Genomic DNA, 25,445 nt, shown 5'->3' with positions numbered 1-25,445 from the left:
ATTACTACTCGGTAACCATCAGGTGCGGCGCAGCGCGAAGACCGGGATGACTCGGTCCCCGGCACGCTCCTGGTAGTCGCTGAACCCGGACGACCGCTCCTCGAACCGCGCGTACGCCGCGTCGCGCTCCGCGCCGGCCAGCTCGACTGCCTCGGCCGCCACGTCGCCCGTGCCGGTCTCGACCGTCACGCGGGGGTGGGCCCGCAGGTTGTGGGCCCACGCGGGGTCGGTCGGTGCGCCCGCCTTGGAGGCCGCGACGTACCAGCCGGCGTCGTCCTCCACCGCGAAGACCGGGTGCAGGCGTGCCTCGCCGCTCCTCGCACCCGTGGTGTGGAGCAGGACCAGGTTGCTGCCGAACCCGTTGGTGGAGACGAACCCCCGGTTCTCGCGGAACTCGGCGATGATGCGGTCGTTGAAGTCGCTCATGCCCTGATCCAACCGCACGGTTCCCACGCGGGCGGCGATCCCGGAAGCCGTCCGTCCGGAACCGGGCCTAGGGTCCCCGCATGGCTGTGCACTGGACCGTCGGCGCCGACGCCCTCGACCCCCACCTCCTGGCCGCCTTCTGGGCCTACGCGCTCGGCTACGTGCCGGAGCCCGGCATCGACGAGCCCGACCTCGGCGCCATCGTCGACCCGGAGGGTCGCGGCCCGGCGATCGGTTTCCTCCGCGTGCCGGAGGCGAAGACCGCCAAGAACCGGTTCCACCTCGACCTGCGGGTGGCGGGCGAGCCACCGTGGGACTGGGCCGCGCGCACCGAGCTCATCCGCGCGACGGTCGTCGACCTCGTCGCGCACGGTGCGACCGAGGTGCGCGACGAGCACTACACCGACGAGCGCGGCTCCGTGCTCGGGCACGTCGTCATGCTCGACCCGGAGGGCAACGAGTTCTGCGTCGCCTGAGCCGGCGCTCAGGTGTCGCGCGCCAGGCGCCGTACGGCGGCCAGCACCGCCCGCTCACGACGCACGCCCCCGACGGCGCGGAGGACGGGGAGCATCACGGCGTACTGCTCGGTGCGGCCCAGCCCGGCCCACCGCGCGTCGGCCACCGGGTCCGCCGCGATCGCGGCCGCGAGGTCGTCGGGCGTGACGGCGTCGCGCTGGGCCGGGTACGCCGCGGCCCACCGGCCGTCGGCCTGCGCGGCGGCCACCTCGGCCAGACCGGCGGGCGCCATCCGGTGCGCGGCTAGCAGGGCCTCGACCTTCGCGACGTTCACCGCCGACCACGGGCTGCCCGGACGCCGTGGGCTGTAGCGCTGCACGAAGGTCTCGACGTCCCACCGGCGCCGGACGCTGTCGATCCAGCCGAAGCAGAGCGCGGTGTCGAGGGCGTCCGCGCTGCGCAGCGACGTCCGCTTCGTGCTCTGCCGTCCGACGAGCACGTGGGCCTCGGTGGCGCTCGCGTGGTGACGGGCGAGCCAGTCGTGCCAGCTCGCGGCGTCGGGCACGGCGAGCGGGTTCTCGGCGGTGGCGTCCACGGGCACTCCTGGTCGGTACGGCGTCGTTCTCCCCACGGTAGGACGCCCGCCGCCGGTCCTCGTCGTCGAGTTCGGGGAGAATTCGCCCGATTCCCGGGACGCGGCCGCAGGGGCTTGCGCACACTGATCGCGTGCTCAAGCTCCAGGCCGCGTTCGCCGTCGTCGTCTTCTGCCTCTGGGTCTACTGCCTCGTGCAGGCGATCAGCGCGTCGGAGGACCGGGTCCGCCACCTGCCGAAGATCGGCTGGATCCTCCTCGTCCTGCTCTTCCCCCTCGTCGGCTCCCTGGCCTGGCTGCTCGTCGGCCAGCCGGTCGCCGACCGGCCGCGCCCCGGTGAGCGGTCCGTGCCGTCGTACCCCGAGTACGACCGCCCGGGTCGCGCCGCCGCGACCGACTCCGCGGGGGACGAGGCGTTCCTGGAGCAGGTCCGGGAGCGGGCCGAGCAGCAGCGCCGGGCCTACCGGGAGCAGCAGGCCGCCGAGCAGGCGCGCATCCGGGCCGCGGCCGACGAGCGTCGTCGCCGCGCCGCCGAGCGGGCGCGCGCCGAGGGGGCGAGCCCTGAGCGGGCGTCGGGGCCGGCGTCGGGGTCGGCGTCGGAGTCGGCCGGTGCCGCCGAGCCCGAGCCCGAGGCGGGCTGACCGGCCGACCCGCTGATCGGCCCGGCTGACCCTCAGCCCCGCTTCGGCACGAAGGCGCCGGGGCCGTTGCGCAGCGTCGCCCGCACGGCGGTGCGCCACCACGGTCGATCGAGGTCGGGGGCCCTGCCGGCACCGATCCGGTGCAGCTGGTCGGTGTGCCACGAGAGGTCGAGCGCGCTGTCGACCGTGTGCAGCGTGGTGACCCGGCCGACGAGCCCGCGTCCCGCTCCCACCCGGACCACCGGCAGCTCGATCCGCTCCCGCGAGCCGTCGACGAGCTCGCGACCGACGTGGGGGTACGCCGACGCCGGTCGCCCGAGGCCGACCACGTCGCACTCGCCGTCCGCCACGGCGGCGGCCATCGCCGTACGCGTGCGGAAGCCGCCGGTGACGGCGAGGGGCACGGCGCCGGCCTGCGCGCGGACGCTCGCGGCGTACTCGAGGAAGTAGGCCTCGCGCTCCCGGGTCGAGGCGCGGCGGGTGTCGGGCCCGAACATGACCGGGGCCTCGTAGGTGCCGCCCGAGATCTCGACGAGGTCGATGCCCTCCGCGACCAGGGCGGCGACCACGTCGCGCGACTCCTCCTCGCTGAAGCCGCCGCGCTGGAAGTCGGCGGAGTTGAGCTTGATGCCGACGGCGAAGCCGGGCGCGACCCGCTCGCGGATGGCCCGCACCACCTCGACGACGAAGCGGCGACGGCGCTCGGGGTCGCCGCCCCAGGCGTCGGTGCGGCGGTTGCTCAGCGGGGAGAGGAACTGGGTGACCAGGTAGCCGTGGGCGCCGTGCACCTGCACGCCGTCGAAGCCCGCCGCCTCCGCCACCGCGGCCGTGACGGCGAACCGCTCGACGATCTCGTGGATCTCGCGGTCGGTGAGCTCGCGCGGCCTCGCGGCGACGGGCACGTTCGCGCCGACGGCGCTCGGGGCCACCGGTCGGTGCCGACCGACCAGCGGGTTCGACTGGCGGCCCGGGTGGTTGACCTGCATCCACAGCGGCGTGCCGGAGTCGGCGAACCCCTTGGCCCAGCGGGTGAGGCCCTCGAGGTGGCGTTCGTCCTCCACGGCCACGTTGCCGGGCTCGCCGCGGTGGCGCGGGTCGACCATGACGTTGCCGGTGACGACGAGCCCGTAGCCGCCGCCGGCCCAGGCGTCGTACAGCCGCCCGAGGCGCGCGGTCGGCGCGCCGGTCGAGGTGCCGAGGCCCTCGCTGAGGGCCGACTTCATGAGCCGGTTGGTGAGCGTGCGGCCGCAGGGGAGGGCGAGGGCGTCGCCGAGGTCGGGCATGGGCTGACAGTACGGCGACTGTTGAACACGGTTCAAGAGGGAGGTGCGGTGCATCCCGGGCCGTCCGCCTCCGGAAATGGAAAGAACCGCGGTGGAGTCTCGGGTCTCCACCGCGGTTCTGAGGAAGAGTCTGCCCGCGGCTCCGCAGGGTGCGCCGACGATTCGCGCAACGTCGGCTCAAGAGTCGACCAGCGCGGGCGCAAGGGGCTCAGTCGGTGAACCAGACCTGCTGGTTCTTGGCGTCCGTGGCCACTCCGGGCTGCGCGCGCACGTAGGCCGAGAACGTCTCGAACCCCAGCGTCGACTCGTCGAACCCGGGGCTCATCCGCAGGAGCACCTGCTTCAGCTCCGACATCGGCACCTTGTCGTCGCTGCGCTTGCGGAGCACGAGGTTCATCGCCTTGCGGAACAGCTTGCTGTACGGGACGGGCTTCACGCGGTCGTTCGAGACGTCGGGGTGGTCATCGGCCTCGTCCACCCGGGCGGGAGGGGACGGGCGCTCGACGCCGGGCAGTGCGTCGTACCGCTTGAACTCGTCGCAGGCTGCCTCCCAGTAGCGTCCGATGGAACCGGCGACGCCGACCCCCACGACCAGACGACCGAAGCGCCGCGCCTTCTGGGCCACGGCGACGTAGTCGGAGTCGCCCGCCGCGATGACCACGTGGCTCAGGTCCGAGAACCGACCGAGGTCGTCGACGACGTCGGTCGCGAGCCGGATGTCGGCGCCGTTCTTCGTGCCCGAGAGCGGGAACAGCTGCGTCAGGTCGACGGCGCGGGACGTGAGGTCCTTCGCGTAGGAGCCGTAGACGGGGCCCGCCCAGTTCGCGTAGGCCCGGCTGATGGCGACCACGCCGAGGGAAGCCGCGTAGTCGACGATCGCGTCGAGGTCGAGCCGCGCGGCCCTGACCTTCGGTCCGACGACCGGGTCGTCCGCCGCGGCGTGCACCACCCGGTCGTTCGTCCAGGAGCTGCGGCCGTGCACCGCGTCGTACTGCGAGGCCACGAGGTTCTCGAAGTCGAGGTAGAGCGCCACGCGCCCGGGTGTCTCCGGCATCTGGGTCATGCCGGTGATCCTGCCCGACGAGACGCCCGGCTCAGCCCTTCTTCGGCGGAAGCGGCACGAACATCGACGTGCGCTCGGCGTACTCCGGGTAGCCGTCGCGCTTCATCATCTCGCGCTCGAGCAGGCGGGCACCGGTGGCGAAGGCGAGGAAGTAGGTCATCGCGACGGGGGCGAGCACGGTCGCGAGCCCGGCGACCCAGCCCGACGCGAGGCCGCCGACGAGCCACAGGCCCCACCAGAGCGTCGCGTCGCCGAAGTAGTTGGGGTGGCGCGTGAACCGCCACAGCCCGGTGTCGAGCACCGTCGGGCGCTCGGGCTTGGGGATCTCCTTGTACGACGCCAGCTGCGCGTCGCCGACGGCCTCGAAGACGAGCCCGACGACCCACACGACGACACCGATCGCGACGACCCACCAGCCCCAGCCCCCGGCGCCGTCCTCCGACCCGGCCGGGGCCACGGACAGGCCCACCAGCACCGGCGTCGACACGAGCAGCATCGCCACGCCCTGCGTCAGGAAGACGCGGGTGACGGCGTACGAGAAGGTCTTGCCCTCCATGAGCTCCGCGTAGCGGGGGTCCTCCGGCGGGGTCTCGCCCGGCCCGAGCAGGCCCTCGGCGCGCTTGCGGATGTGCCAGGCCAGCCGGCCGCCCCAGACGGCCACGAGCGCGACGAGCAGCCAGCGACGGGCGACGACGGAGCCGTCGACCTCGCCCTCGACGAGCGTCGCCACCACCGCGCCGACCACGGCGACGAGCACGAAGCCCGCGCCCCAGACGACGTCGACGACGGCGAGCCGGCCGACGCGCTTCGCGACGAGCGCGGTGGCGGTCATGAGGAGGGCGACGGTGACCGCCCCGGCGATCAGGACCGCGACGAGCGTGGGCACGTGGTGGTCACCAGTCCCGGGTGGGCGACAGCGAGTGGGCGGCGCCGGGGCGCACCATGAGGATCTGGTCGACGCCCATGCGGCCGTCGCGGAACGCCATGCGACCGCCGACGAGGTAGAGCCGCCACACGCGCACGACCTCCTCGCCGACCAGCTCGACGAGCCGCTCCTCGTTCTTCTCGAAGCGCTGCATCCAGGCGTCGACGGTCCACACGTAGTGCTCGCGCAGGGCGTGCACGTCGCGCACCTCGAGGCCGCCGCGCTCGAGGAACGCCACGGTCTCGCCCACGGGGCGCATGTACATGTCGGGCGCGATGAACGACTCGATGAACGGGCCGCCCCCGGGGTGCCCGGAGCGTCCGCCGGCACGCGACATCTGCTGGATCAGCACGCGGCCGCCGGGCTTCACGGCGTCGTGCAGCAGCCGGGCGTACGTCGGGTAGTTGCGCTGGCCGACGTGCTCGCCCATCTCGAGCGAGGCGACGGCGTCGAAGTGGCCCTCGCCGCCCTGGGCCTCGGGCACGTCGCGGTAGTCCTGCAGCCGGATCTCGACCTTGTCCTGCAGACCGCGCTCGGCGATGCGGGCGTCGATGAACTTCTTCTGCTCGGCGGCGATCGTGACCCCGGTGACCTGGGCGCCGTAGTTCTCGGCGGCGAACAGCGAGAGCGAGCCCCAGCCGCAGCCCACGTCGAGGAACGTCGCGCCCTCGTGCAGGCCGACCTTGCGGCAGACGAGGTCGAGCTTGTCGGCCTGGGCGTCCTCCAGCGTGTAGCCCGGGGTGCTCGGCTCGCTCGTGTAGTAGGCCGACGAGTAGGCCATGTGGTCGTCGAGGATCAGCGAGTAGAACTCGTTGCTGAGGTCGTAGTGGTGGCTGATCGCCAGCCGGTCGCGCAGCTTCGAGTGCAGGCGGCGGCCGAGCAGCGTGTTGAGGGGGCCGCCCACCTGGGCCTGGCTGCCCGGGGCGCGCGGCGGCAGGCCGATGGCGCCGGTCTCCGCGGCGACCTTGAGCGCGGCGGCGTACGCCGCGGGCCCGGGCCGCACGCCGGAGAGGTTGCGCTCGGCGACCACGCGCCACGCGTGGGTGAGGGCGTCGTCGAGGTCGTGGTGCACCTCGAGCTCACCGGTGACGTAGGCCTGCGCGGCTCCCAGCTCCCCGGGGTGGCGGGCCAGGCGTCGTACGGCGTCGGGCGAGCGCAGCTCGACCAGGGGGGCGTCGACGGGACCGGCCTCGGAGCCGTCCCACGCGCGCAGGCGCACGGGCAGCTCGCCGCCGACGAACGGGCGGAGCGCCTCGGCGAGACGGGGGGCGACGGGGTTCTCGGTGGTCATGCTCAGCCCTTCGTGAAGACGAGCTGCTGCACGTCGATGTAGCCGCTGGCGAAGCCGGCGCGGGAGTACTCGAGGTAGAAGTGCCACATCCGGGCGAAGGTGGCGTCGAAGCCGAGCCCGGTCACGTGCGACTCCCACGAGGCGAGGAAGTTCTCGTCCCACAGGCGCAGCGTCTCGGCGTAGTGGCCGCCGAACGAGAGCCGGTCGACGCCGTCGGCGAGCCGCAGCGACGTGGCGGAGCGCGTGACCTCGTCGATGACCTGCACCGACGGGAGCATCCCGCCCGGGAAGATGTACTTGTGGATCCACGTGTAGGTGCTGCGCGTGGCGAGCATCCGGTCGTGGGGCATGACGATCGCCTGGATGCCGACCCGGCCGTGCGGCGCGAGCACCTCGTCGATCTTCTGGAAGTAGGTCGTCCAGTACTCGTGCCCGACGGCCTCGACCATCTCGACCGACACCACCGCGTCGTACCCGCCCTCGGGGGCCTCGACGTCGCGGTAGTCGCAGAGCTCGACGCTCACGCGGTCGGCGTAGCCGGCCTCGGCGACCCGGGTGCGGGCCAGCGACTGCTGCTCGCTCGACAGCGTGACGGAGTGGACGGTCGCGCCGCGGCGGGCGGCGCGCAGGGCGAGCTCGCCCCAGCCGGTGCCGATCTCGAGCACGCGTGAGCCCTCGGTGACGCCGGCGGCGTCGAGCAGCCGCTCGATCTTCGCGGCCTGGGCGTCCGCGAGCGGCTCGCCCAGCCGGGCGTCGGGCGCCGTGGCGACCACGAGCGGGCCGACCGCGTCGGTGCGGGGGATCTCCTGGTGCTCGAACAGCGCCGAGGAGTAGCTCATCGTCGGGTCGAGGAACGCCGTGAAGAGGTCGTTGCTCAGGTCGTAGTGGTGCGCGATGTTGGCGCGGCTGTTCGACTTCGAGCTGACCTGGAACGCCGGCGGCCGCATGACGTACGCCTTGCGGAGCCGCTGCATCCACTGCGGCACGAGGTTCGGCATCTGCGCGGCCAGCACGGTGAGCAGCTCGCCGAGGGCACCGGGGGTCGCGCCCTCGTCCTCGCCCGGCACGTCCCAGGCGCCGACGAGGTAGGCCTCGCCGAACCCGATGAGGCCGTGGCGACCCACGCGGGCGAAGAACTCGTCGGGGCGACGGACGACCATGACGGGTCCGCCACGGCCCCACACCTGCGCGTCCGGGCCGTCACCGACGCGCACCGTGAGGTCGAGCCGGTTGGCGATGCCGTGGAACAGGCCGCGGGCCACCCGGGCGTACGTCGCGGCGCGGGGGCCGGTGGGCACGTCGTCGAGGTCGGGCCAGCGCTGCACGTCGGACCGGGCGGGGGGAGCGGGCACGTACGTCGTGCCGGCCGCATCGGGCCGGTCGGTGTCGTGCTCGGCCGTCTGGCCCGGCCGGGCGACGGCGGGCTCGGCGCGGTGCCGGCCCTCGGCGGCCAGGTCGGGCAGCGCCGACCCGGCGTGCGGGGGCTCGGGGTTGGCGGGGGGCGGAGACGTCATCTCGGAGGTCATCGGACGCCTTCCTGTCGGTGGGAGGGACGGGGGTGGATGCGGAGGCGGCGTGCCCACAGCCAGATGCCGTGGGCGCGGATCAGCACGGATCCTCGCAGCGCGGCCGGCGCGGCGCGCCAGACCCCGGTGCGGCGGTGCTCCGGGCGGCCCGTGAGCGACGCGTTGAAGGTCGCGCCGTCGTCGGTCGTCAGGTTCACGACGATGTCGAGACGTCCGCCGGCGCCGGCGCGCGGTGTCGGCACCGCGAGCGAGTAGGTGCCGTCCGTGCCGTGGAACGGCGAGACGTACATGGCCTTCGGCGTCGTCGCGCGCCCCTGGGCGTCGGGGTGCACCAGGTAGGCGTGGCGGTCGCCGTACGTGTTGTGCACCTCGACGACCACCGCGGCGGGCACGTCGTCGAGGGTCTGGTCGCCGGCGAAGCACCAGAACACGCTGATCGGGTTGAAGCAGTGACCGAACGCGCGCGGCTGGGCGGCCATGAGGATCCGGCCGCGTCGACCGTCGCGGTCGAGCTCGACCCCCTGCAGGTCGAGGAACCCCTCGACGTTGCCGCGGATCGAGCGGTCGGGCTCACCGAGGTGGTCGCGCGCCTCGAACGAGCCCTTCACGACGCTGAGCGCCCCGTGGTCGGGCAGGTTGTCGAGGTCGACGACCCAGGTCGACGACGTCAGGGTGAACTGCCGCCGCCAGGGCTGACGGCGGGTGTGGCGGATCGTCGTGCGGAAGATCGTGCCGGCCGGGTCGTGGCCGGTGGCCGCGGCGGTGGTCGTGTCCTCCCACGACAAGCCGAGGTGGGCGGCGGCCTCGACGCCGGAGCGTGCGCCGTCCTCGTGGAAGCCCCACCCGTGGTAGGCGCCGGCGAAGGCGATCCGGGGGGTGTCGCACTCGTCGAGCCGGGCCTGCGCGGCCACCGTCGACGGCGTGTAGAGCGGGTGCTCGTACTCCATCGTGTCGATGACCTTCGCCGGGTCGACGAGGTCGGCGCCGCCGAGGGTGACGAGGAACCGGGTGTCGGGCGCGCCGGGCAGCGGGGGCACGCGCATCAGCCGGGAGAGGTCGTAGGTGAGCGTGATGGCCCCGCCGGCCCGCTCGGGGTCGGGGATCTCGCGCCGCAGGTAGTTCCACGAGGCCCGCGCGCCCGGGAGCGTCGGCAGGATCGAGGTGTCGGTGTGCAGCTGGGCGGTGTTCGGCGAGTAGTGCAGAGCGCCGAGCACCTCGGACTGCGCCGGCGTCGGGTCGGCGAGCATGGCGAGCGCCTGGTGCGGGTGGGTCGCGATCACCACGGCGTCGTACGTCGTGAGGTCGCCGTTGCCGTCGGTGAGGCGCACCCCGTCGGGGGTCTCCTCGACGGCGGTCACCTTGGCGGAGAGCCGGACGTCGTCGATGTGGCGGGCCACGCGCTCGACGTACGTGCGGGAGCCGCCCGTCACGGTCCGCCACACCGGCGAGCCGAAGATCGCGAGCATCCCGTGGTGGTCGAGGAAGCGGAAGAGGTAGCGCGCCGGGTAGTCGAGTGCGAGCCGCGGGTCGGTCGACCACACGGCGCCGACGAGCGCCTCGGCGAAGTGGGTGCGCAGCATCGGCGAGAACCGGCCGCGGTCGAGGAACGCGCCGAAGGTCTCGAGCGCGTCGGCGTCCGTCTCGGGCGTGTCGAGCAGGCGGCGGGCCATCCGGTGGAAGCGCGGGATCTCGGTGAGCATCCGCAGGTACGCCGGCCGGGCGTTGCGGCGGCTCGGGAAGAGGCCGGGGAACCCGAGGGCGCCGGCCCACTCGATGCCGCTCTCGTCGTCGCGCACCGAGAGCGACATCTCGGACTCCTGCGTCGCCACGCCGAGCTCGGCGAAGATGCGCAGGAGCACCGGGTAGGTGCGCTCGTTGTGGACGATGAAGCCCGTGTCGATCGGCACCTCGGTGGTGCCGCCGTGGCCGTCGGGCACAGGGACGAGGTGGGTGTCGGCGTGGCCGCCGAGACGGGCGTCGGCCTCGAAGAGGGTCACGTGGGCCGAGCGGGAGGCGACGTACGCGGCCGTCAGCCCGGCGACCCCGGACCCGACGACTGCGATGCGGCGCTGCTGCTCGGTGGTGCGGCCGCTCACGCCGACTCGAACGAGACGAGCGCGACCGGCGGCATGGTCGGCGAGTCCGACCCGCCGGTGGGCTCGACGGTGATGCCGGCGCCGATGGCGTCCGAGCCGTCGCCCGCGAGCACGACCTTGTTGTCGGGACCCTCGGGCATGATGCCGGCGGACTTCATCGAGCCGTCCTCGGCCTGGAGCCACAGCTGGTAGACCCGCCCGTCACCGGCCGGGGCCATGTCGTGGGTGACGAGCGCGACCGCGTCGTGGTCGGGCGAGCGGTAGACCGTGGCCTCGGCGCCGCCGATGGTCGTGGGGTCGATCGCGTAGCTCTCGACGTCGTCGGCCTGCATGATCTGCTCGGCCGCGGTCAGGTTGGTCTGCGTCTCGGAGGAGTCGTCGGCCCAGGGCTGCTGCACCGTGACGCCCACGCCGACGGCGAGGATCACGGCGGCCGCGACGGCGGTGAGCGCCATCCGGACCGGGCGGCGCCGCAGGGGCACCACCTCGGCGAGCTGCTCCTCGGGCTCCGGCTCCTGGCGGTGCCTCGGCTCCTCGAGGGGCGGCAGGGGCCGCACGTTCGCGATGCCGGCGAGCACGGAGGCACGCACGTGGTCCGAGGGGAAGATCTGGGAGACGAGCGGGAGCAGGGCGGCGGCCTCGCGCAGCGAGTCGACCTCGGCCCGGCACGCCGGGCACTCGGAGAGGTGGACCTCGAAGTCGGCGCGCTCGTCGTCCGACAGTGCGTCGACGGCGTACGCCCCGGAGAGGGCATGGATGTCTGTCACTGGCCCACTCCCATCGCGTCGCGCAGCCGGATGAGCCCATCTCGGATGCGTGTCTTCGCCGTGCCGACCGGGAGATCGAGCATCTTGGCGACTTCCGTGTGCGTGTACCCGCCGAAGTAGGCGAGTCGTACAGCCTCATTCTGCACCGGAGTCAGCGCGCTGAGTGCACTCCTGACCCTTTGTGCCTCGATCGACGTGTGCGCAGCCTCTGCGGTGGCGTCGTGGTCGACCGGTTGGTTCTGCTGGTGGTACGACGTGTCGCGCCTCGTGGCGGCCTCGGCCGAGCGGACCCGGTCGACGGACTTGCGGTGCGCGATCGTCATCAGCCAGCTGAGGGCGGACCCTCGGTCGGCGTCGAACCTGGTGGCCGTCCGCCAGATCTCCAGGAAGACCTCCTGGGTGACCTCGTCGGCCTGGGCGGGGTTGCGGATGACCCGCAGCACCATCCCGTGGACCCGAGCGGCGGAGGCGTCGTACAGCTCGGCGAAAGCGACCTCGTCACCCCGGGCGGAGCGACGCAGCAGCTCGGCGAGCTCGGCGTTCAGGTCTCCGGGCAACGGGCCGGAAACCTGGTCGGGCGCGGGCGACGGGCGCCCGCCCGTCCCCTCCGGCGAGACCTCGCCGGAGGGGACGGAGCGGAGTGGCTTCATGAGAAGTCATTCTCCCGTCACGGACGCACTCTGGTGGTGAAGCTGATCAGCCGGAGCTGGATCAGCCGGTGGGGAGGAGCACGGAGTCGATGACGTAGACGGTCGCGTTGGCCGTCTGGACGCCGCCGCAGAGAACCGTGGCCGGGCCACCCTCGTTCTCGATGGTCACGCCGGACTCGGCGTCACCGGTGACGACGACGGTGTCGCCGTTCAGGGTCTCGTGCTCGCCGGCGATCTCGTCGGGCTCGAGGCGCTCGGGGAGCACGTGGTGGCTGAGCACGGGGGCGAGAGCGCCCTCGGGGTCGGCCGTGAGGGCCTCCATGGTGGCCGGGTCGACGGCGGCGAACGCGTCGTCGTACGGCGCGAAGACCGTCAGGTTGTCGGTCGAGTTCAGCGTGTCGGCCAGGCCCGGGACGAGGCCCACGGCGCCGACGAGCTGGGTGAGGAGCGGGTTGTTGCCGGCCGCGGTGGCGACCGGGTCGACCGTCATGCCCTGGAGCGAGCCCGCGCCGTCGGCCGGGATCTGGCCACAGGCCTCACCGAACGTGGCGTCCTCGGTGCCGGCGTCCGACGAGGCGTCGTCGGAGGGCGTGGTCTCCTCGGAGGCCGACGAGTCGGCGCTGGAGTCGGAGCTGGTGTCGTCCGACGCGGTGTCACCGTCGTCGGAGCACGCGGCGAGGCCGACCGACATGGTCACCGCGAGGGCCGCGATGCCGCCGACACGGCGGAGGCTGGAACGGTGGTTCAGAGTCGTGCGCTTCATCGAGCTGACCTTCCTGTCGTGGTCCCGTCCGTGACTGGTTCCGGCCTCTCGGTCGGCCCCTCGGCGGGCTTGCAGGAGTAGTTCGGCACTCCCGGTGGACCGGATGGGTCCGGATGGGAATATTTTTTCGGGACCCGGCCTGACCGGGTCTACCGCCCGTTCCTGGGCCCTACGAGGCGTAGGGACGCGACGGGTACCCGGTGTCGAAGTGCATGTAGTCGGGCACGTCGATGTTCTGCCAGATCCAGCCCTCGTCGTCGAACGCCTGCCACACCAGGTCGCCCTCGAGGATCTTGCCGGGGCCCGGTGTGCGCTCCGCGAACTCGGCGCTGGGCGACCAGCAGTCGCAGCGCAGGTCGCGCCACGGGTTCTCGAGCGGGTTGATGTCGACCGCGCGGCCGTTCGCGTGGGGCGAGTCGGTGAACGGCGCGTTGATCTGGTCGGCGCGGCGGCAGTTGTAGGCCGAGGTGTTGTCGGCCTGGAGGCTCGCCAGGGTGTCGCCGTCGTAGACCTCGACCCCGCGCATCTGCCGGATGGGGAACTCGGCGTCGACCAGCCGCTGGAAGATCCGGGCCGTCGTCTCCGCGGTGTCGGTGGCGACGACCAGGTGGCCCCGCTGCCGGTCGCCCTCGAAGTCGATGTAGTCGACCTCGACGCGGCGCAGCTGGTCGGGGCTCTGCACCGGGCACTCGGGCCGCACCATGCCCGCCGCCACCATCGCCTCCCACTGCGCGGCGGGCACCTCGACGATCGCGGCCGGCTGCGGCTCGTTCGGCGGGGGTACGGCGGGGGCCGTCGTCGTGGGCGGCGCCGACGAGGTGGAGGGCGTCGAGGTCGGCGCGGCGGACGTCGTACCGCTGTCCGTCGCGGGGCCGGTGGGGCCCCCGTCGCCGGCCCCGTCGTCGCCGCCCGACGCGCATCCTGCGAGCACGAGCGCCGTGAGGGCGCCGACGGCGACGGCGCGGGCAGGTCGACCGCGCCGCGGACCCGGGGAACGGCGGGGGCGCCCGGACGGGCGCGAGGGGGACGATCGGGTCGGGTTCCGGTTCACAGCTCCCTTTCGTAGAGGCAGAGGTCACGGCCGTCGAAGGTGCTGCGCTCGGCCACCCTCCGCCAACCGTGCTTCTCGTAGAAGGCGAGGGCGCGGGTGTTGTCCCGCCGTACGGCGAGGACCGCGGCGTCGCAGCGCGCCCGCCGGGCCCGGTCGAGGAAGTCGTCGACGAGCCGGGCGGCCGTGCCGGTGCCGCGGGCGGGCGCCTCGACGGCGACGTGCGAGAGCACCGCGAGCCGGCGGGTGTCGACGGGGGCCGCGGGGCCCGAGGAGGCCCGGGCCGCCGACCGCAGCGCCCACCGCCGCCGCAGCATCCCGGTGCCCAGACGCGGGTGCCGCACGACCGCCAGCACGGCGGCCACGAGCAGGGCGACGCCGTACCGACGCCGGACCCGGGCGCGGTGCTCGACGGTGCCCAGCACGCCGAGGGCGTAGCCGACGGGGCCGTCGACGCTCTCGGCCACGACGGCGGTCGCGGTGGGCGTGCCGAGGAAGGAGCGCAGGTAGGTGGTGTGCAGGGGGTCGCCGAAGCGGCCGATGACGTTGCCGGGGAAGTGGCGTCGCTGGGCGCGGGCCAGGGGTCCGAGGTCGGCGGCCGTCAGGGGGCGCAACCGCGTCGCGAGGAGCGGTGCGCCGGACGCCGGCGCTCCGGCGGACGGAGGCGCGGGGTGACCCTCGAGGGGGTCGGGCGCGCGGCAGATCATGCCCGCCACGGTAGGCAGACGACCCCCGCACACCCGGTCGGCACCGGGTGGACGGGGGTCGGGGCGGGCGCTCGCGGGAGCGCCCGGGGCGAGCCGGCTGGAGGTCAGCTCACGATGATGCGGCGCGTGTGCAGACCGCTGGAACCGTTGGGGAACGGCATGGCCCGGGCGTCGGTCTGGACCTCGCCCTCGCTGTCGGTCACGCGCACCGTGACGGCGTGCGAGCCCGTCTCGGCCTCCCACTCGTAGTACCACTGGCGCCAGTAGTCGACGCCCGCGTCGGGGCCCATCTCGACCGGGGTCCAGGGGCCGCCGTCGATCTGGATCTCGACCACGTCGACGCCGCGCTGCTGCGCCCAGGCGACGCCGGCGATCACGGTCGACCCGGACGAGACCTCGTCGCCGGCCCTCGGCACGTCGATGCGCGACGAGATCTTGATCGGGCCCTCGGTCGCCCAGCCGCGCTCGGTCCAGTAGGAGTCGACGTCGTCGTACGTCGTCAGGGTGAGCTTGGTGAGCCACTTCGTGGAGCCCACGTAGCCGTAGATGCCCGGGATGATCAGGCGGACCGGGAAGCCGTGCTCGCGGGGGAGGGGCTCGCCGTTCATGCCCACGACGACCAGCGCGTCGCGGCCGTCGGTGGCGACCTCGAGGGGCGTGGAGATCGTGAAGCCGTCGACGGCGGTGGAGAGCAGCTGGTCGGCGCTGCCACCGACGCCCGCCAGGTCGAGGATGTCCTGCAGGGGCACGCCGAGCCAGCGGGCGGCACCGACGTACTTGCCGCCGACGTCGTTCGAGACGCAGGTCATCGTGATGTCGCGCTCGACCATCGGCATGTCGAGCAGCTCGTCCCAGGTGATCGTGACCTCGTTGTCGACGTCGCCGTCGATGGTGAGGGTCCACTCGTCCTGGTCGACGACGGGCACCGTGAGGTTGATGTCGACGCGGTAGAACTCGTCGTTCGGGGTGCGGAAGGGCGAGATGCCGTCGACGTCGAGGGCGTCCGGGAGCGCGGCCGCGGGGTCCTGCGGCTTCGGGAGCACGATGTCGGAGATGCGGGTGCGGACGTTGCCGATCCACTGGCCGACCGCGCCGGCGGCGACGGCCGTGACCGCCAGGACGCCGGAGGCGACGAGCACGCCGCGTCGGGTCGGACGACCGCCGCGGGCGGGGGCCGGGTCGGTGTCGGTGGCCGCGTGGGCGCCGCCGGCGGGGGCGGTCTCGCCCGGGGTCGCGTCGACCATCGGGTGGCTCGGGGCCGCGCCCTCGGTCTTGTCGGTCGTGCCCGGGGTGGTCGCCGTCGGCGCGCCGCTGTGGGCGCCGGACTGCAGGGCGACGGCCTCGTTGAGCGTGCGCATGAACCAGGCGAGCGCCAGGGCGCCGACGAGGGCCGTCACCAGGGCGGGCACGACGTCCAGCGGGCCGGCGGTGGGCCGGATCAGGGCCGCGGCCCCGGCGAGCGCCACGAGCACGAGCAGGATCGCGAGGCCCTGACGGAAGTGCGTGCGCGCCCGGATGCCGGCGATCCCGGCCAGGATCAGCGTCACGACCATCACCGACCCGATGAGGATCGGCTTGTCCGCCGTACCGAACTCGGCGACCGCCCACTCCTTCACGGGGGTGGGGGTGGCGTCGATGACGGTCGAGCCGACCGCGAGGACCGGGGAGGCCGCCGGGTCGAGCAACGAGGCCACGAGGTGGCCGACCGCCATCCCGACGAGCGTGGCCAGCACGCCGCCGACCGCTGCCAGGAGGGTGGGGACGCCGCGTCGCGCCCGTGTGGTGTTCGCCATGTGGGGTGTTCGGGACGCGGGGCGTTCCGGATGGGTCGGGGTGGGTAGCGTGCCGTCGGTGATAGCGGTGCTCGAGGGATTCGCGACGATCACCGTGCTCATCGCGGTGGGCATGCTGCTCGCCCATCTCGGCATCATCGACCTCGCCGGCCAGCGCGCGCTGTCGCTGCTGGCCTTCTACGTCGCCTCGCCCGCCCTCCTCATCACCGTGCTCGAGGACGCCGACATCGGCGAGGTCCTCTCCCGCACCCTCGTCGCCTCCGCCGCGGGCGTCCTCGTGACGGCGGTCGTCTACGTGGTCGTCGCGCGGTTCGTGCTCAAGCGGGACCTCGCCCACACCGTCGTGGGGTCGCTGTGCGCGGCGTACGTCAACGCCGGCAACCTCGGGCTCCCGATCGCGGCCTACGTGCTGGGCGACGCGGCGTACGTCGCGCCCGTGCTGCTCATGCAGCTGCTGATCCTGCAGCCGCTGGCCCTCACGGTGATGGACGTCGCGGTCGCCGACGTGCGCCCCTCGTGGCTGAAGATCGTCAGCCGCCCGGTGCGCACGCCCCTGACGGTCGGCTCGCTGCTCGGCCTCTTCCTCGCCGCCACCGACATCGAGCTGCCGCGGCCCGTGCACGACCCGCTCGAGCTGCTCGCCGCGATGGCGGTGCCGTCGATGCTCCTCGCGTACGGCGTCTACCTCCGCCTCGGCCCCCGCCCCAGCCTCGCCAACGGCCCCGAGCTCGCGCTCATCACGAGCCTCAAGCTGGTGCTGCAGCCGCTCGTCGCGTGGGCGGTCGGGCGGTTCGTGCTCGACCTCGACGGCACGGCCCTGCTCGCGGTCACGGTGCTCTCGGCGCTGCCGACGGCGCAGAACGTCTTCGTGCACGCGACCCGCTACGACCGGGGCATCACGCTCGCCCGCGACGTGGTGTTCCTGACGACGGTGCTGTCGGTGCCCGCGGTCACGCTCATCGCGGCCCTGCTGGCCTGAGGGGCACGGCACGGGGTCGGGCGCCCGGGGGTCGGGTCGGGGCGGCGACCCCGGCGGCCGAGTGTGGCGGACGCATGCGGATCCGGCGGCGCCGGACGTGCATCGGTCCGCCACACTCCCGCGCCCGCCGACGCGAGCGCCCACCCCACCCCACCCGCCACCCCTTCCGACCCTGACAGCATCACTGGCAGGATCGCCGCATGAGTGACTCCGAGCTCGTCCACCTCACCCACGCCGACCTGCCCGACGGCGCCGGGAGGGTCGCGACGATCACCCTCGACTCGCCCCACAACCGCAACGCGCTCAGCCGCCGCCTGATCACCGAGCTGGGCGCCCACCTCGACGCCACGGACGCGGACGCCACCACGAAGGTCGTCGTCGTCCGGTCGGCCCACCGGGTCTTCTGCGCCGGCGCCGACCTGTCCGAGGCCGCGACGACGCCGATGGAGGAGGGCGCCCGGGCGATCGTGGCCCTCCAGCGCCGGATCGTCGCGCACTCGAAACCCGTCGTGGCCGTGCTGGCCGGACCGGTCCGCGCCGGCGGCACGGGCATCATCGCCGCCGCCGACGTCGCGCTCGCCTCGACCGACGCCACCTTCGCGCTCACCGAGGTGAAGCTCGGCCTGGCGCCGGCGGTCATCTCGCTCACCGTCCTGCCCCGCCTCACCGACCGGGCCGCCGCCCTCGTGGCGCTCGGCGGCGAGGTGTTCGACGGGGCCGCGGCGGCGTCGTACGGGCTCGTGACCCGGGCCGTCGCGCCCGACGAGCTCGAGGGTGCGGTCGACGAGGTGGTGGCCTCGCTCGCGACCGGGGCCGTCCAGGGGCTCGCCGAGACGAAGGCCCTGCTCAACCGCGACCTGCTGGCGCGCATCGACGCCGACGGCGAGCGGCTCGTGGAGCAGAGCGCGCGGCTGTTCGGGTCCGACGCCGCCCGCGAGGCGATGACGGCGTTCCTCGGGAGGAGGAAGGGCTGATCCGGGCCCCGCGCCTCAGGTGATCGGCACCAGCTCGGAGAGGTCGTCGTAGGGCAGCGGCCCGTCGACGATGGCCGTCACCTGGGTGACGTTGAGCTGGATGTTGCCGCCGTGGTTGTCGCAGAAGGCGGTGTCGGCGGCGTCGCGGCCGGTGGCGATGCGCACGAGGCTGGAGCGGGGGGCGAGGCAGGTGGCGTCCGCGGCGTACCAGGTGTCGCCCACGAGCGCCTCGGCGACGGCGTGGAAGTCCATGGGCTCGCAGCCGGGGGCGTAGACGGCCGCCAGCCGCGCCGGCACGCCGAGCGCCCGCAGCAGCGCCACGGTGAGGTGGCTGTAGTCGCGGCAGACGCCCGCGCCGGCGAGCAGGGTGTCGGTCGCGCCGTCGATCGGGTCGCTGCTGCCGGGCACGTAGTCGAGCCGGGCCCCCACCCAGGCGGCCACGCGAGGCAGCAGCACCTCGGGCGCGTCGCCGTGCTCCTGGATCACCTCGGCGAACTCGGTCGCGGCGTAGCCGAAGAACTTGTCGGCCTCGGAGTAGCGGCTGGGCCGCAGGTAGAGGGAGCGCTCGTACGCCGCGGCGCGCGCCGGCGCGACGTTGCCCCACACGGTGGCGTTGTAGTCGACGACGAGGTGGCCACGACCGGGTCGCAGCATGTGGATGCGGCCGCCGGAGGGGTCCCGCACCTCCTGGACGTCGACCTGCCAGCCGTTGAGGGTGACGTTGAGGAACTCGTTGACCTGGTCGGGGGCGTAGCCGCTCACCGCGACCTGCAGCTCCAGGTCGGTCGGGTCGATCACGTCGATCTCGAGGTGGCACCCCATGTCTCGCTTCACGGGCGCCATTGTGTCCTGCGCGTGTGTCAGGCAGGAGAACAAGATCACCTGCGGCGCCGTAGCGCCCAGGTCGCGCCGGGCGGGTAATCTTGCCTGCTTGCGTCCAACGGCCGGTCGGGGTGACCGGAGCCCCGTGGCGCAGCAGTTCCGGCACGGAGGGCGCACGGTGACGCAGGACCCATCGCACGAGCATTCGCAGCAGGAGACCCAGGCCCCGGCCGAGGACCTGGAGACCCGCGAGGTCGCGACCGAGCAGGCCGTCGTCGACCGCGTGCACGGCGAGATCGTGCACTCCGCGCGGCGGGCCAAGGAGATCGCCGACGAGGGCCACGCCCGCGGCAAGCTCGGCCACGAGGGCGGTCTCGTCGAGCGCGACGCGATGGTCTTCCAGGCCGCCAAGCGCATGGCCCAGCTCGACGCGGCCCACGAGGGCCTCGTCTTCGGCCGCCTCGACCTGACCTCCGAGCGCGACGTGCAGCCCCGCTACATCGGCCGCATCGGCCTGCGCGACGAGCACCACGACACGCTGCTCATCGACTGGCGCGCCCCCGCGGCCGCCGTGTTCTACCAGGCCACCGCGGCCGAGCCCCAGGGCGTCGTACGACGCCGCGTGCTGCGCAGCAGCGGGCGCACCGTGCTGGGGGTCGAGGACGAGCTGCTCGACGCCGACGCGCTGGCCGTCGAGGAGGAGCGGGGCCGCGCGCTGCCGATCATCGGCGAGGGCGCGCTGATGGCGCAGCTCTCCCGGGCGCGCGACCGCTCCATGCACTCCATCGTCGCCACGATCCAGGCGGAGCAGGACAAGGCGATCCGCGCCCCCGCCAAGGGCGTCGTGTCGATCTCGGGCGGTCCGGGCACCGGCAAGACGGTCGTGGCGCTGCACCGCGCCGCGTTCCTCCTCTACTCCGACCGGCGGCGCTTCGAGTCGGGCGGCGTGCTCGTCATCGGCCCGAGCGGCGTGTTCATGCGCTACATCGAGCGGGTCCTGCCGAGCCTCGGCGAGACCGCCGTGGCGCTGCGCTCCCTCGGCGAGGTCGTCGGCGGCATCCGCGCGAACCGCCACGACGAGCCCCAGGTGGCCGACGTCAAGGGCTCGGCCCGCATGGCCGAGGTCGTGCGCCGTACGGCGCGGCAGCAGGCCCCCGGGTCGCCGGCCGAGTTCAGCGTGTTCTGGCGCGACAACAAGATCGTGCTCGACCGCGGCGTGCTCGGGCGCGTGCGCCGCCAGCTCATGAGCCAGGGCCTGCGCAACCGCCAGCTCTCCCGCGTGCCCCGCACGCTGCTCGACGCGATGTGGCGCCAGGTGCGCAGCGAGCGCGGACGCGACCTCGGCCGCGAGTTCTTCGACGAGGACATGCTCGACAACGCCGCCTTCGTCGACTTCGCGACGAGCTGGTGGCCGCCGCTCAGCGCCGTCGACGTCTTCACGTGGCTGCGCGACCCCGAGCTGCTCGCCCGCGTGGGTGACGGCGTCCTCGACGCGGAGGAGCAGCGCCTCCTCGTGAAGTCGTGGGGCACGGGCCCGATCGACGTCCGCACCGGCGCCGGCCTCTCGATCGAGGACGTCGCGCTCATCGACGAGCTGCGCTACACGCTCGGCGACGTGCCCGCGGCCACCGACACCGACACCCAGCTCGACGACGTGCTCACCGCCGCCGAGGGCGGCGTCGACCTGGTCGAGCTGACGACGGCCTCCGACCGGGAGTACGCCCCGAGCGGGCGCGCCTGGTCGGCGCCGACCCACCGCATCGAGGACGACGGCTACGCCCACGTGCTCGTCGACGAGGCGCAGGACCTCACGCCGATGCAGTGGCGCATGGTCGGCCGCCGCGGCCGCACCGCGTCCTGGACCATCGTCGGCGACCCCGCCCAGTCGTCGTGGCCCGTGCCGGAGGAGTCCGCCGCCGCGCGCGCCGAGGCGCTCTCGGGCAAGGTCGAGCACGCGTTCCACCTCTCGACGAACTACCGCAACTCGGCCGAGATCTACGCGTACGCCGCGGCATACGCCGAGCGGGTCGGCCTCGACGCCGACCTGCCCGACGCGGTGCGCCGCACCGGGGTGCCGCCCGTGGAGGTCGACGGCGTGGCGGAGGTCGACCTCGAGGCGGCCGTGCGGGCCGAGGTCGTGCGGCTGGCCGGCGAGGTGGCCGGCACCGTCGGCATCGTCGTGCCCGCGGCGCGCCGCTCCGAGGTCAACGCCTGGCTCGCGGGCTGGTCCGAGCTGGCGGCCGACGCGCCGTCGGCGGCCGCGGCGGTCGACTCCGCCGTCGCGCCCAGCGGCACCGACCGCGTCGTCGTGCTCACCGGCCTCGACACCAAGGGCCTCGAGTTCGACGGCATCGTGGTGGTGCGTCCGCAGGAGATCGAGGACGAGTCGATGACCGGGCGCGCGACGCTCTACGTGGTGCTCACCCGCGCGACCCAGCTGCTGTCGACGGTGTCCTGACCGCCGCCAGCGCGGCGACCGCGACGGCCACGGCGGCGGTCGCGGCGCCGTACGCCCACGCAGGCCACGGCAGCAGGTGGCCGTAGCGCGCGCCGAGCACGGCGAGGGCGGTGACGTGCAGGGTCGCGGTGGCGACGAGCGGCCACGGCGTACGACGCAGCGCGGCCACGGCCGCGACCAGCAGCACCGGCGTGCCCAGCCAGACCACGGCGGCGACCCCGACGACGGGGTTGGCGTCGAGCAGGAGGCTCACCAGCCGACGGGTCGTGCCGAGGCCGAACGAGACGACGAGCGCCAGGAACGGCGCCGCCGTCAGCACGAGCAGCGCGCGGGTCGCCCAGTCGCCCGCCCGGTCGCCCGCCCGGTCGCTCACGGGTCGCCGCGCCGGGTCAGTCGTCGTAGCCGTCGGGGGCCGTGCCGTCGAGGATCTCGACCTCGTCGATGCAGGAGCGGTCGCCCTCCTGGACGACGGTGAGCTCGATCTCCATGGTCGCGCCCTCCAGCTCGGCCTGGTCGCCCTCGACGTCGATGCGCACGGAGCCCTCGGGCCCGTCGGCGGCGTCGCGGACCTCGAAGGCGAGCGCGAGGTCGTCGTCGCCCGTGTAGTCCTGGCCCTGGGCGATCGCGTCCTCCAGCTCCTCGCGCTCGTCGGCGCTGGGGGTCTCGCACATCAGCCGCACGCCGGCGTCGACGTCGAGGTCGCGGGCCGCGTCGACGGCCTGCTCGGCGACCTCCTCGACGCTGGTCGGGTCGCCGTCGCCGGTCGTCGCCACGACGGCCCACGCCGTGCCCCCGATCGCCAGCACCGCGACCGCGACGCCGGCCGCCACCAGCGGCCCGCGGCCACGACGGGGGCGAGGACCGGGCGAACCCTGCGGCTGAGCCTGGTACGGGCCCTGCGGGGGCTGGCCGCCGGCGGAGGGAGGCAGGGGCGGCAGGCTCATGGGGGACCTCGATGTCGCTCAGGTGTCGGCGGGGCGTCGGGCGGCCGGGCCGGTCCTAGGATCGACCCGATGAGCGCGCAGCGAGGCGAACCCGGGAGCACCGTCCCCTCCCCGACGGCGGAGCAAACCGAGCCGGCCCCGGGGGACCGCCCCGGCGCGGGCCTCACGGTGCTCGTCGCGACCGTCGTGCACCACCCCGGCGACGCCCGGATCGCCCACCGCGAGATGGGCGCCCTGCTCGACGCGGGCTTCGAGGTCACGTTCCTGGCGCCGTTCTCGGGGTTCGGGGTCGAGCCGCGCGCCGGGGTGACCGCGGTCGACGTACGACGCGCCTACGGCCGCCGTCGCGTCGCCGCCCTGCGCGACGCGCGGGCGAAGATCCGACGCCTCGCCCCCCGCCACGACCTGGTGCTGATCCACGACCCCGAGCTGCTGCTCGTCGCGGGCGCCGCCGGGCGCACGCCGGTGGTGTGGGACGTGCACGAGAACGTGCCGGCGACCGTCCACATCCGCTCCTGGGTGCCGGGGCCGCTGAAGGCGCCGCTCGGGGGCTTCCTGACGTGGCTGCTCGGCCGCGCCGAGAAGCGCCACCACCTGCTGCTCGCGGAGCACGGCTACCGCGACCTCTTCCGCGGCGACCACCCCGTCGTACCGAACTCGACGACCGTGCCGGCCACGGTCGACCCGCCGAGCTCGCGCCGGGTCGTGTACGTCGGGTCCCTCACCCGCGACCGCGGGGCCGAGGAGATCGTCGGCCTGGCCCGCGCGATCGGTGACCGGGTGCGGCTCGAGGTGTTCGGCACGGCCCACGGCACCACGGGCGCCGCGCTGCAGGCCGAGCACGACGCGGGGCGGCTGGTGTGGCACGGGTTCGTGCCGAACGACGAGGCGCTGCCCGCCATCCACGGGGCGGCCGCCGGGCTCGCGCTGCTGCACGACGAGCTCAACCACCGGGTGTCGCTGCCGACGAAGAACATGGAGTACCTGGCGCACGGCGTGCCGGTGGTGGCGACGCCGCTGCCCGCCGTGCGCGACTTCGTCGCCGCCTCCGGGGGCGGGGTCGTGGTGCCCTTCGCCGACGTCGACGCCACGGCGAGCGCCGTGCTGGCCCTCGTCGACGACCCCGAGCGGGCCCGCGCGATGGCCGCGGCGGGCCACGCCTACGTCGCCGAGCACTTCAACTGGACCCAGGACCGCGTCGCCTTCGTCGACCACCTCGCGCGCTGGGCGCGGGAGGGGCGAGACGGGCGCGGGGACGGGGCCGGCGAGAAGTAGGCTCCCGTGCCATGACTGCCGCCGCCACCACCGTCCAGGACGCCCTCGCCGCGCTCCAGGGGCACGAGGCGTGGGCGATCATCCGACGCTCCACCCGGGCGGGCGACCGCGACACCGTCGGCATGGTCGGCGGCCACCGCTGGGAGGCGGAGTCGCTGACGGACATCCCGCTCGAGACCGGGGTGCCGGCGCCGGGCCGCCAGTGCGACCGCCTCGTCGCCGTGCCGTTCCGCCAGATCGCGGAGCGCGGCTTCGAGGTGCACGACGACGGCACGCCGCTCGTGGTCGTCGACGTGGAGGACGAGTTCGAGTTCTCCGTGGCCGAGGTCGTCGAGGCCCTGCCGGTCGGGGAGATCGACTTCGTCGACCGCGGCGGCTTCGAGAGCGAGGACGACGACTACGCGAAGGTCGTGGAGTCGATCATCCGCGACGAGATCGGCCAGGGCGAGGGCGCGAACCTCGTCGTCGGCCGGCAGTACCGCGCGGTCGTCGCCGACTGGAGCGCCGAGAAGGCGCTCACCGTCTACCGCCGCCTGCTCGAGCGCGAGCGCGGCGCCTACTGGACCTTCCTCTTCTTCACCGGCGACCGCTACCTCGTGGGCGCCAGCCCCGAGCGCCACGTCAGCGTGCACGGCGGCGACGTGCGCATGAACCCGATCTCCGGCACCTTCCGCCTGCCCCGCGACGCCGACGGCGCCGGGGTCGACGCCGCCACCCTGAAGCGCGACCTCCTCACCTTCCTCGCCGACGAGAAGGAGATCTACGAGCTCTTCATGGTGGTGGACGAGGAGCTGAAGATGATGTGCGACATCTGCCACGAGGGCGGCCAGGTGCTCGGCCCGTTCCTCAAGCCGATGTCCCACCTCGTGCACACCGAGTACCTCCTCGCCGGCCGCACCGCCCGCGACGTGCGCGAGGTGCTGCGCGACACGATGTACGCCGCCACCGTCACCGGCAGCCCGGTCGAGAACGCCTGCCGCCTCATCAAGCAGTACGAGGAGCACGGCCGCGGCTACTACGGCGCGGCGCTCGCGATCTTCGGCCGCGACGACGAGGGCGAGCCGGTCGTCGACAGCCCCATCGTCATCCGTACGGCGGACGTCGACCTCGACGGGCGCCTCACCGTCACCGCGGGGGCCACGCTGGTGCGGGACTCGGAGGCGGCGTACGAGGTCGCGGAGACCCGCGCGAAGGCGGGCGGCATCCTCAGCGCCTTCGGCCTGGTGCCCTCCGCGCCGCGCAGCACCGTCGACGTGCACGAGCTCACCAACGACGAGGACGTGCTGCTGGCGCTCGCCGCCCGCAACCGCCGCCTCTCGGGGTTCTGGCTGACCGACCAGGCCGGCGAGGACGCCGACCCGGAGCTCGCCGGCCGGTCCGCCGTCATCCTCGACGGCGAGGACGACTTCGTGAACATGCTGCGCCACGTGCTCGCGGTGCTCGGCATGACGAGCACGGTGGTGCGCCACGAGGCGTGGGAGCCGGGCGCGCTCGACGGCCACGACCTCGTCATCATCGGGCCGGGCCCGGGCGACCCCCGCGACGGCGACGACCCGAAGATCGCCCAGATGCGGGCCGCGCTGGCCGAGCAGATGGCGGCCGGTCAGCCGCTGCTCGCCGTGTGCCTGGGCCACCAGACGCTGTGCGCCCACCTCGGCATCCCGCTGGCGTTCAAGGACATCGTCTTCCAGGGCACGCAGTCGCCGGTGCGCCTCGACGGCCGCACCGAGCGGGTGGGCTTCTACAACACGTTCGTGGGCCGGGTGGAGACCGACGCCGACGCGCGGACGGCGCAGCTGCCCGCCGGCGTGACGGTCGAGGCCGACCCCGAGTCGGGCGACGTGCACCTCGTGTCGGGCCCGCACTTCCGGGGCCTGCAGTTCCACGCGGAGTCGATCCTGACGCAGAACGGGTTCGAGATCCTGCACCGCCTGGTGCGCGACCTGCTCGTGTGAGCACGTGAGCG

At 73.9% G+C, this 25,445-nt stretch carries 24 protein-coding genes; 7 read left to right on the top strand and 17 right to left on the bottom strand.

Annotated elements, in window-relative coordinates; genetic code table 11:
- Positions 1–18 precede the first annotated feature (18 nt).
- Entirely contained in the window at positions 19–426 is a 408-nt protein-coding gene (locus K329_RS0119175) for a nitroreductase family deazaflavin-dependent oxidoreductase (protein ID WP_028474311.1), read from the bottom strand.
- A gap of 80 nt (positions 427–506) precedes the next feature.
- Here K329_RS0119175 and K329_RS0119170 point away from each other — a divergent pair, with 80 nt between their 5' ends.
- Entirely contained in the window at positions 507–902 is a 396-nt protein-coding gene (locus K329_RS0119170) for a VOC family protein (RefSeq protein WP_028474310.1), read from the top strand.
- An 8-nt stretch (positions 903–910) separates the two neighbouring features.
- Here K329_RS0119170 and K329_RS0119165 read toward each other — a convergent pair whose 3' ends face one another.
- Complete coding sequence (locus tag K329_RS0119165; protein WP_043644241.1) at positions 911–1,477, bottom strand: YdeI/OmpD-associated family protein; 567 nt, start codon at positions 1,475–1,477, stop codon at positions 911–913.
- 131 nt (positions 1,478–1,608) lie between these two features.
- On the opposite strand from K329_RS0119165, the gene K329_RS28085 reads away from it, so the two are divergent.
- Entirely contained in the window at positions 1,609–2,115 is a 507-nt protein-coding gene (locus K329_RS28085) for a PLDc N-terminal domain-containing protein (protein ID WP_084541445.1), read from the top strand.
- A gap of 32 nt (positions 2,116–2,147) precedes the next feature.
- Here K329_RS28085 and K329_RS28080 read toward each other — a convergent pair whose 3' ends face one another.
- The 12 genes from K329_RS28080 to K329_RS0119100 all read right to left on the bottom strand — a co-directional run bounded on the left by K329_RS28080 (position 2,148) and on the right by K329_RS0119100 (position 16,027).
- Complete coding sequence (locus K329_RS28080; RefSeq protein WP_043644238.1) at positions 2,148–3,398, bottom strand: oxidoreductase; 1,251 nt, start codon at positions 3,396–3,398, stop codon at positions 2,148–2,150.
- A gap of 208 nt (positions 3,399–3,606) precedes the next feature.
- Positions 3,607–4,461 (bottom strand): NYN domain-containing protein, encoded by an 855-nt coding sequence (locus K329_RS28075; protein WP_052337121.1) that lies wholly within the window; start codon positions 4,459–4,461, stop codon positions 3,607–3,609.
- Between the two features lie 31 nt (positions 4,462–4,492).
- Positions 4,493–5,347: a DUF1295 domain-containing protein gene (locus tag K329_RS0119145; RefSeq protein ID WP_028474308.1), complete on the bottom strand. Its 855-nt coding sequence runs from the start codon at positions 5,345–5,347 to the stop codon at positions 4,493–4,495.
- A 7-nt stretch (positions 5,348–5,354) separates the two neighbouring features.
- Complete coding sequence (locus K329_RS0119140; RefSeq protein ID WP_028474307.1) at positions 5,355–6,677, bottom strand: SAM-dependent methyltransferase; 1,323 nt, start codon at positions 6,675–6,677, stop codon at positions 5,355–5,357.
- Positions 6,678–6,679: 2 nt separating this feature from the next.
- The gene (locus tag K329_RS0119135; RefSeq protein ID WP_084541571.1) at positions 6,680–8,191 is read right to left on the bottom strand and encodes an SAM-dependent methyltransferase; all 1,512 of its coding nucleotides are present in this window, start codon (positions 8,189–8,191) and stop codon (positions 6,680–6,682) included.
- 8 nt (positions 8,192–8,199) lie between these two features.
- The gene (locus K329_RS28070) at positions 8,200–10,299 is read right to left on the bottom strand and encodes an FAD-dependent oxidoreductase (protein ID WP_084541444.1); all 2,100 of its coding nucleotides are present in this window, start codon (positions 10,297–10,299) and stop codon (positions 8,200–8,202) included.
- Entirely contained in the window at positions 10,296–11,066 is a 771-nt protein-coding gene (locus tag K329_RS0119125; RefSeq protein WP_028474305.1) for an anti-sigma factor, read from the bottom strand. The genes K329_RS28070 and K329_RS0119125 overlap by 4 nt, the downstream gene beginning before the upstream one ends.
- Positions 11,063–11,623: an ECF RNA polymerase sigma factor SigK gene (gene sigK, locus K329_RS0119120; protein ID WP_052337300.1), complete on the bottom strand. Its 561-nt coding sequence runs from the start codon at positions 11,621–11,623 to the stop codon at positions 11,063–11,065. The genes K329_RS0119125 and sigK overlap by 4 nt, the downstream gene beginning before the upstream one ends.
- A 154-nt stretch (positions 11,624–11,777) precedes the next feature.
- Positions 11,778–12,479: a fasciclin domain-containing protein gene (locus K329_RS0119115; protein WP_028474303.1), complete on the bottom strand. Its 702-nt coding sequence runs from the start codon at positions 12,477–12,479 to the stop codon at positions 11,778–11,780.
- A gap of 169 nt (positions 12,480–12,648) precedes the next feature.
- Positions 12,649–13,410, bottom strand: a complete 762-nt coding sequence (locus tag K329_RS28065) for a M15 family metallopeptidase (RefSeq protein ID WP_084541570.1) — start codon at positions 13,408–13,410, stop codon at positions 12,649–12,651.
- Between the two features lie 116 nt (positions 13,411–13,526).
- Entirely contained in the window at positions 13,527–14,234 is a 708-nt protein-coding gene (locus tag K329_RS28060; RefSeq protein WP_043644236.1) for a GNAT family N-acetyltransferase, read from the bottom strand.
- 104 nt (positions 14,235–14,338) lie between these two features.
- Positions 14,339–16,027 carry a molybdopterin-dependent oxidoreductase gene (locus K329_RS0119100; protein WP_028474302.1) on the bottom strand — a complete coding sequence of 563 codons (1,689 nt, stop codon included), beginning with the start codon at positions 16,025–16,027 and terminating at the stop codon, positions 14,339–14,341.
- Between the two features lie 58 nt (positions 16,028–16,085).
- Here K329_RS0119100 and K329_RS0119095 point away from each other — a divergent pair, with 58 nt between their 5' ends.
- Together K329_RS0119095 and K329_RS0119090 are read left to right on the top strand one after the other, a co-directional pair.
- Positions 16,086–17,006 (top strand): AEC family transporter, encoded by a 921-nt coding sequence (locus K329_RS0119095; RefSeq protein WP_028474301.1) that lies wholly within the window; start codon positions 16,086–16,088, stop codon positions 17,004–17,006.
- A 200-nt stretch (positions 17,007–17,206) separates the two neighbouring features.
- Complete coding sequence (locus K329_RS0119090) at positions 17,207–17,980, top strand: enoyl-CoA hydratase-related protein (RefSeq protein WP_028474300.1); 774 nt, start codon at positions 17,207–17,209, stop codon at positions 17,978–17,980.
- A 15-nt stretch (positions 17,981–17,995) separates the two neighbouring features.
- Here K329_RS0119090 and K329_RS0119085 read toward each other — a convergent pair whose 3' ends face one another.
- Positions 17,996–18,814 carry a transglutaminase-like domain-containing protein gene (locus K329_RS0119085; protein WP_028474299.1) on the bottom strand — a complete coding sequence of 273 codons (819 nt, stop codon included), beginning with the start codon at positions 18,812–18,814 and terminating at the stop codon, positions 17,996–17,998.
- 166 nt (positions 18,815–18,980) lie between these two features.
- Between K329_RS0119085 and K329_RS0119080 the strand changes: the two genes are divergently transcribed.
- Entirely contained in the window at positions 18,981–21,260 is a 2,280-nt protein-coding gene (locus tag K329_RS0119080; protein ID WP_245596607.1) for a HelD family protein, read from the top strand.
- On the opposite strand, the gene K329_RS0119075 is transcribed toward K329_RS0119080, so the two are convergent.
- Positions 21,223–21,633 (bottom strand): hypothetical protein, encoded by a 411-nt coding sequence (locus K329_RS0119075; RefSeq protein WP_028474297.1) that lies wholly within the window; start codon positions 21,631–21,633, stop codon positions 21,223–21,225. The genes K329_RS0119080 and K329_RS0119075 overlap by 38 nt on opposite strands.
- A 16-nt stretch (positions 21,634–21,649) precedes the next feature.
- Positions 21,650–22,204 (bottom strand): hypothetical protein, encoded by a 555-nt coding sequence (locus K329_RS0119070; RefSeq protein ID WP_157571826.1) that lies wholly within the window; start codon positions 22,202–22,204, stop codon positions 21,650–21,652.
- 69 nt (positions 22,205–22,273) lie between these two features.
- Here K329_RS0119070 and K329_RS28055 point away from each other — a divergent pair, with 69 nt between their 5' ends.
- On the top strand, positions 22,274–23,479 hold the full coding sequence (locus tag K329_RS28055) for a glycosyltransferase family 4 protein (protein ID WP_052337119.1): 1,206 nt from the start codon (positions 22,274–22,276) through the stop codon (positions 23,477–23,479).
- 11 nt (positions 23,480–23,490) lie between these two features.
- Positions 23,491–25,434: an anthranilate synthase family protein gene (locus K329_RS0119060; protein WP_028474295.1), complete on the top strand. Its 1,944-nt coding sequence runs from the start codon at positions 23,491–23,493 to the stop codon at positions 25,432–25,434.
- Positions 25,435–25,445: the final 11 nt, after the last annotated feature.

This window comes from Nocardioides alkalitolerans DSM 16699 (genome assembly GCF_000426525.1).
GTDB lineage: Bacteria > Actinomycetota > Actinomycetes > Propionibacteriales > Nocardioidaceae > Nocardioides > Nocardioides alkalitolerans.
The sequence above is the reverse complement of the archived record's forward strand: the minus strand, read 5'-3'. Positions and strand labels throughout refer to the sequence as shown.

Bases quoted from the DNA above. Each gene is read 5' to 3' on its own strand.
- K329_RS0119175 (WP_028474311.1), bottom strand. From the start codon at position 426: ATGAGCGACTTCAACGACCGCATCATCGCCGAGTTCCGCGAGAACCGG.
- K329_RS0119170 (WP_028474310.1), top strand. From the start codon at position 507: ATGGCTGTGCACTGGACCGTCGGCGCCGACGCCCTCGACCCCCACCTC.
- K329_RS28080 (WP_043644238.1), bottom strand. From the start codon at position 3,398: ATGCCCGACCTCGGCGACGCCCTCGCCCTCCCCTGCGGCCGCACGCTC.
- K329_RS28075 (WP_052337121.1), bottom strand. From the start codon at position 4,461: ATGACCCAGATGCCGGAGACACCCGGGCGCGTGGCGCTCTACCTCGAC.
- K329_RS0119140 (WP_028474307.1), bottom strand. From the start codon at position 6,677: ATGACCACCGAGAACCCCGTCGCCCCCCGTCTCGCCGAGGCGCTCCGC.
- K329_RS0119135 (WP_084541571.1), bottom strand. From the start codon at position 8,191: ATGACGTCTCCGCCCCCCGCCAACCCCGAGCCCCCGCACGCCGGGTCG.
- K329_RS0119115 (WP_028474303.1), bottom strand. From the start codon at position 12,479: ATGAAGCGCACGACTCTGAACCACCGTTCCAGCCTCCGCCGTGTCGGC.
- K329_RS28060 (WP_043644236.1), bottom strand. From the start codon at position 14,234: ATGATCTGCCGCGCGCCCGACCCCCTCGAGGGTCACCCCGCGCCTCCG.
- K329_RS0119100 (WP_028474302.1), bottom strand. From the start codon at position 16,027: ATGGCGAACACCACACGGGCGCGACGCGGCGTCCCCACCCTCCTGGCA.
- K329_RS0119090 (WP_028474300.1), top strand. From the start codon at position 17,207: ATGAGTGACTCCGAGCTCGTCCACCTCACCCACGCCGACCTGCCCGAC.
- K329_RS0119070 (WP_157571826.1), bottom strand. From the start codon at position 22,204: ATGAGCCTGCCGCCCCTGCCTCCCTCCGCCGGCGGCCAGCCCCCGCAG.
- K329_RS28055 (WP_052337119.1), top strand. From the start codon at position 22,274: ATGAGCGCGCAGCGAGGCGAACCCGGGAGCACCGTCCCCTCCCCGACG.
- K329_RS0119060 (WP_028474295.1), top strand. From the start codon at position 23,491: ATGACTGCCGCCGCCACCACCGTCCAGGACGCCCTCGCCGCGCTCCAG.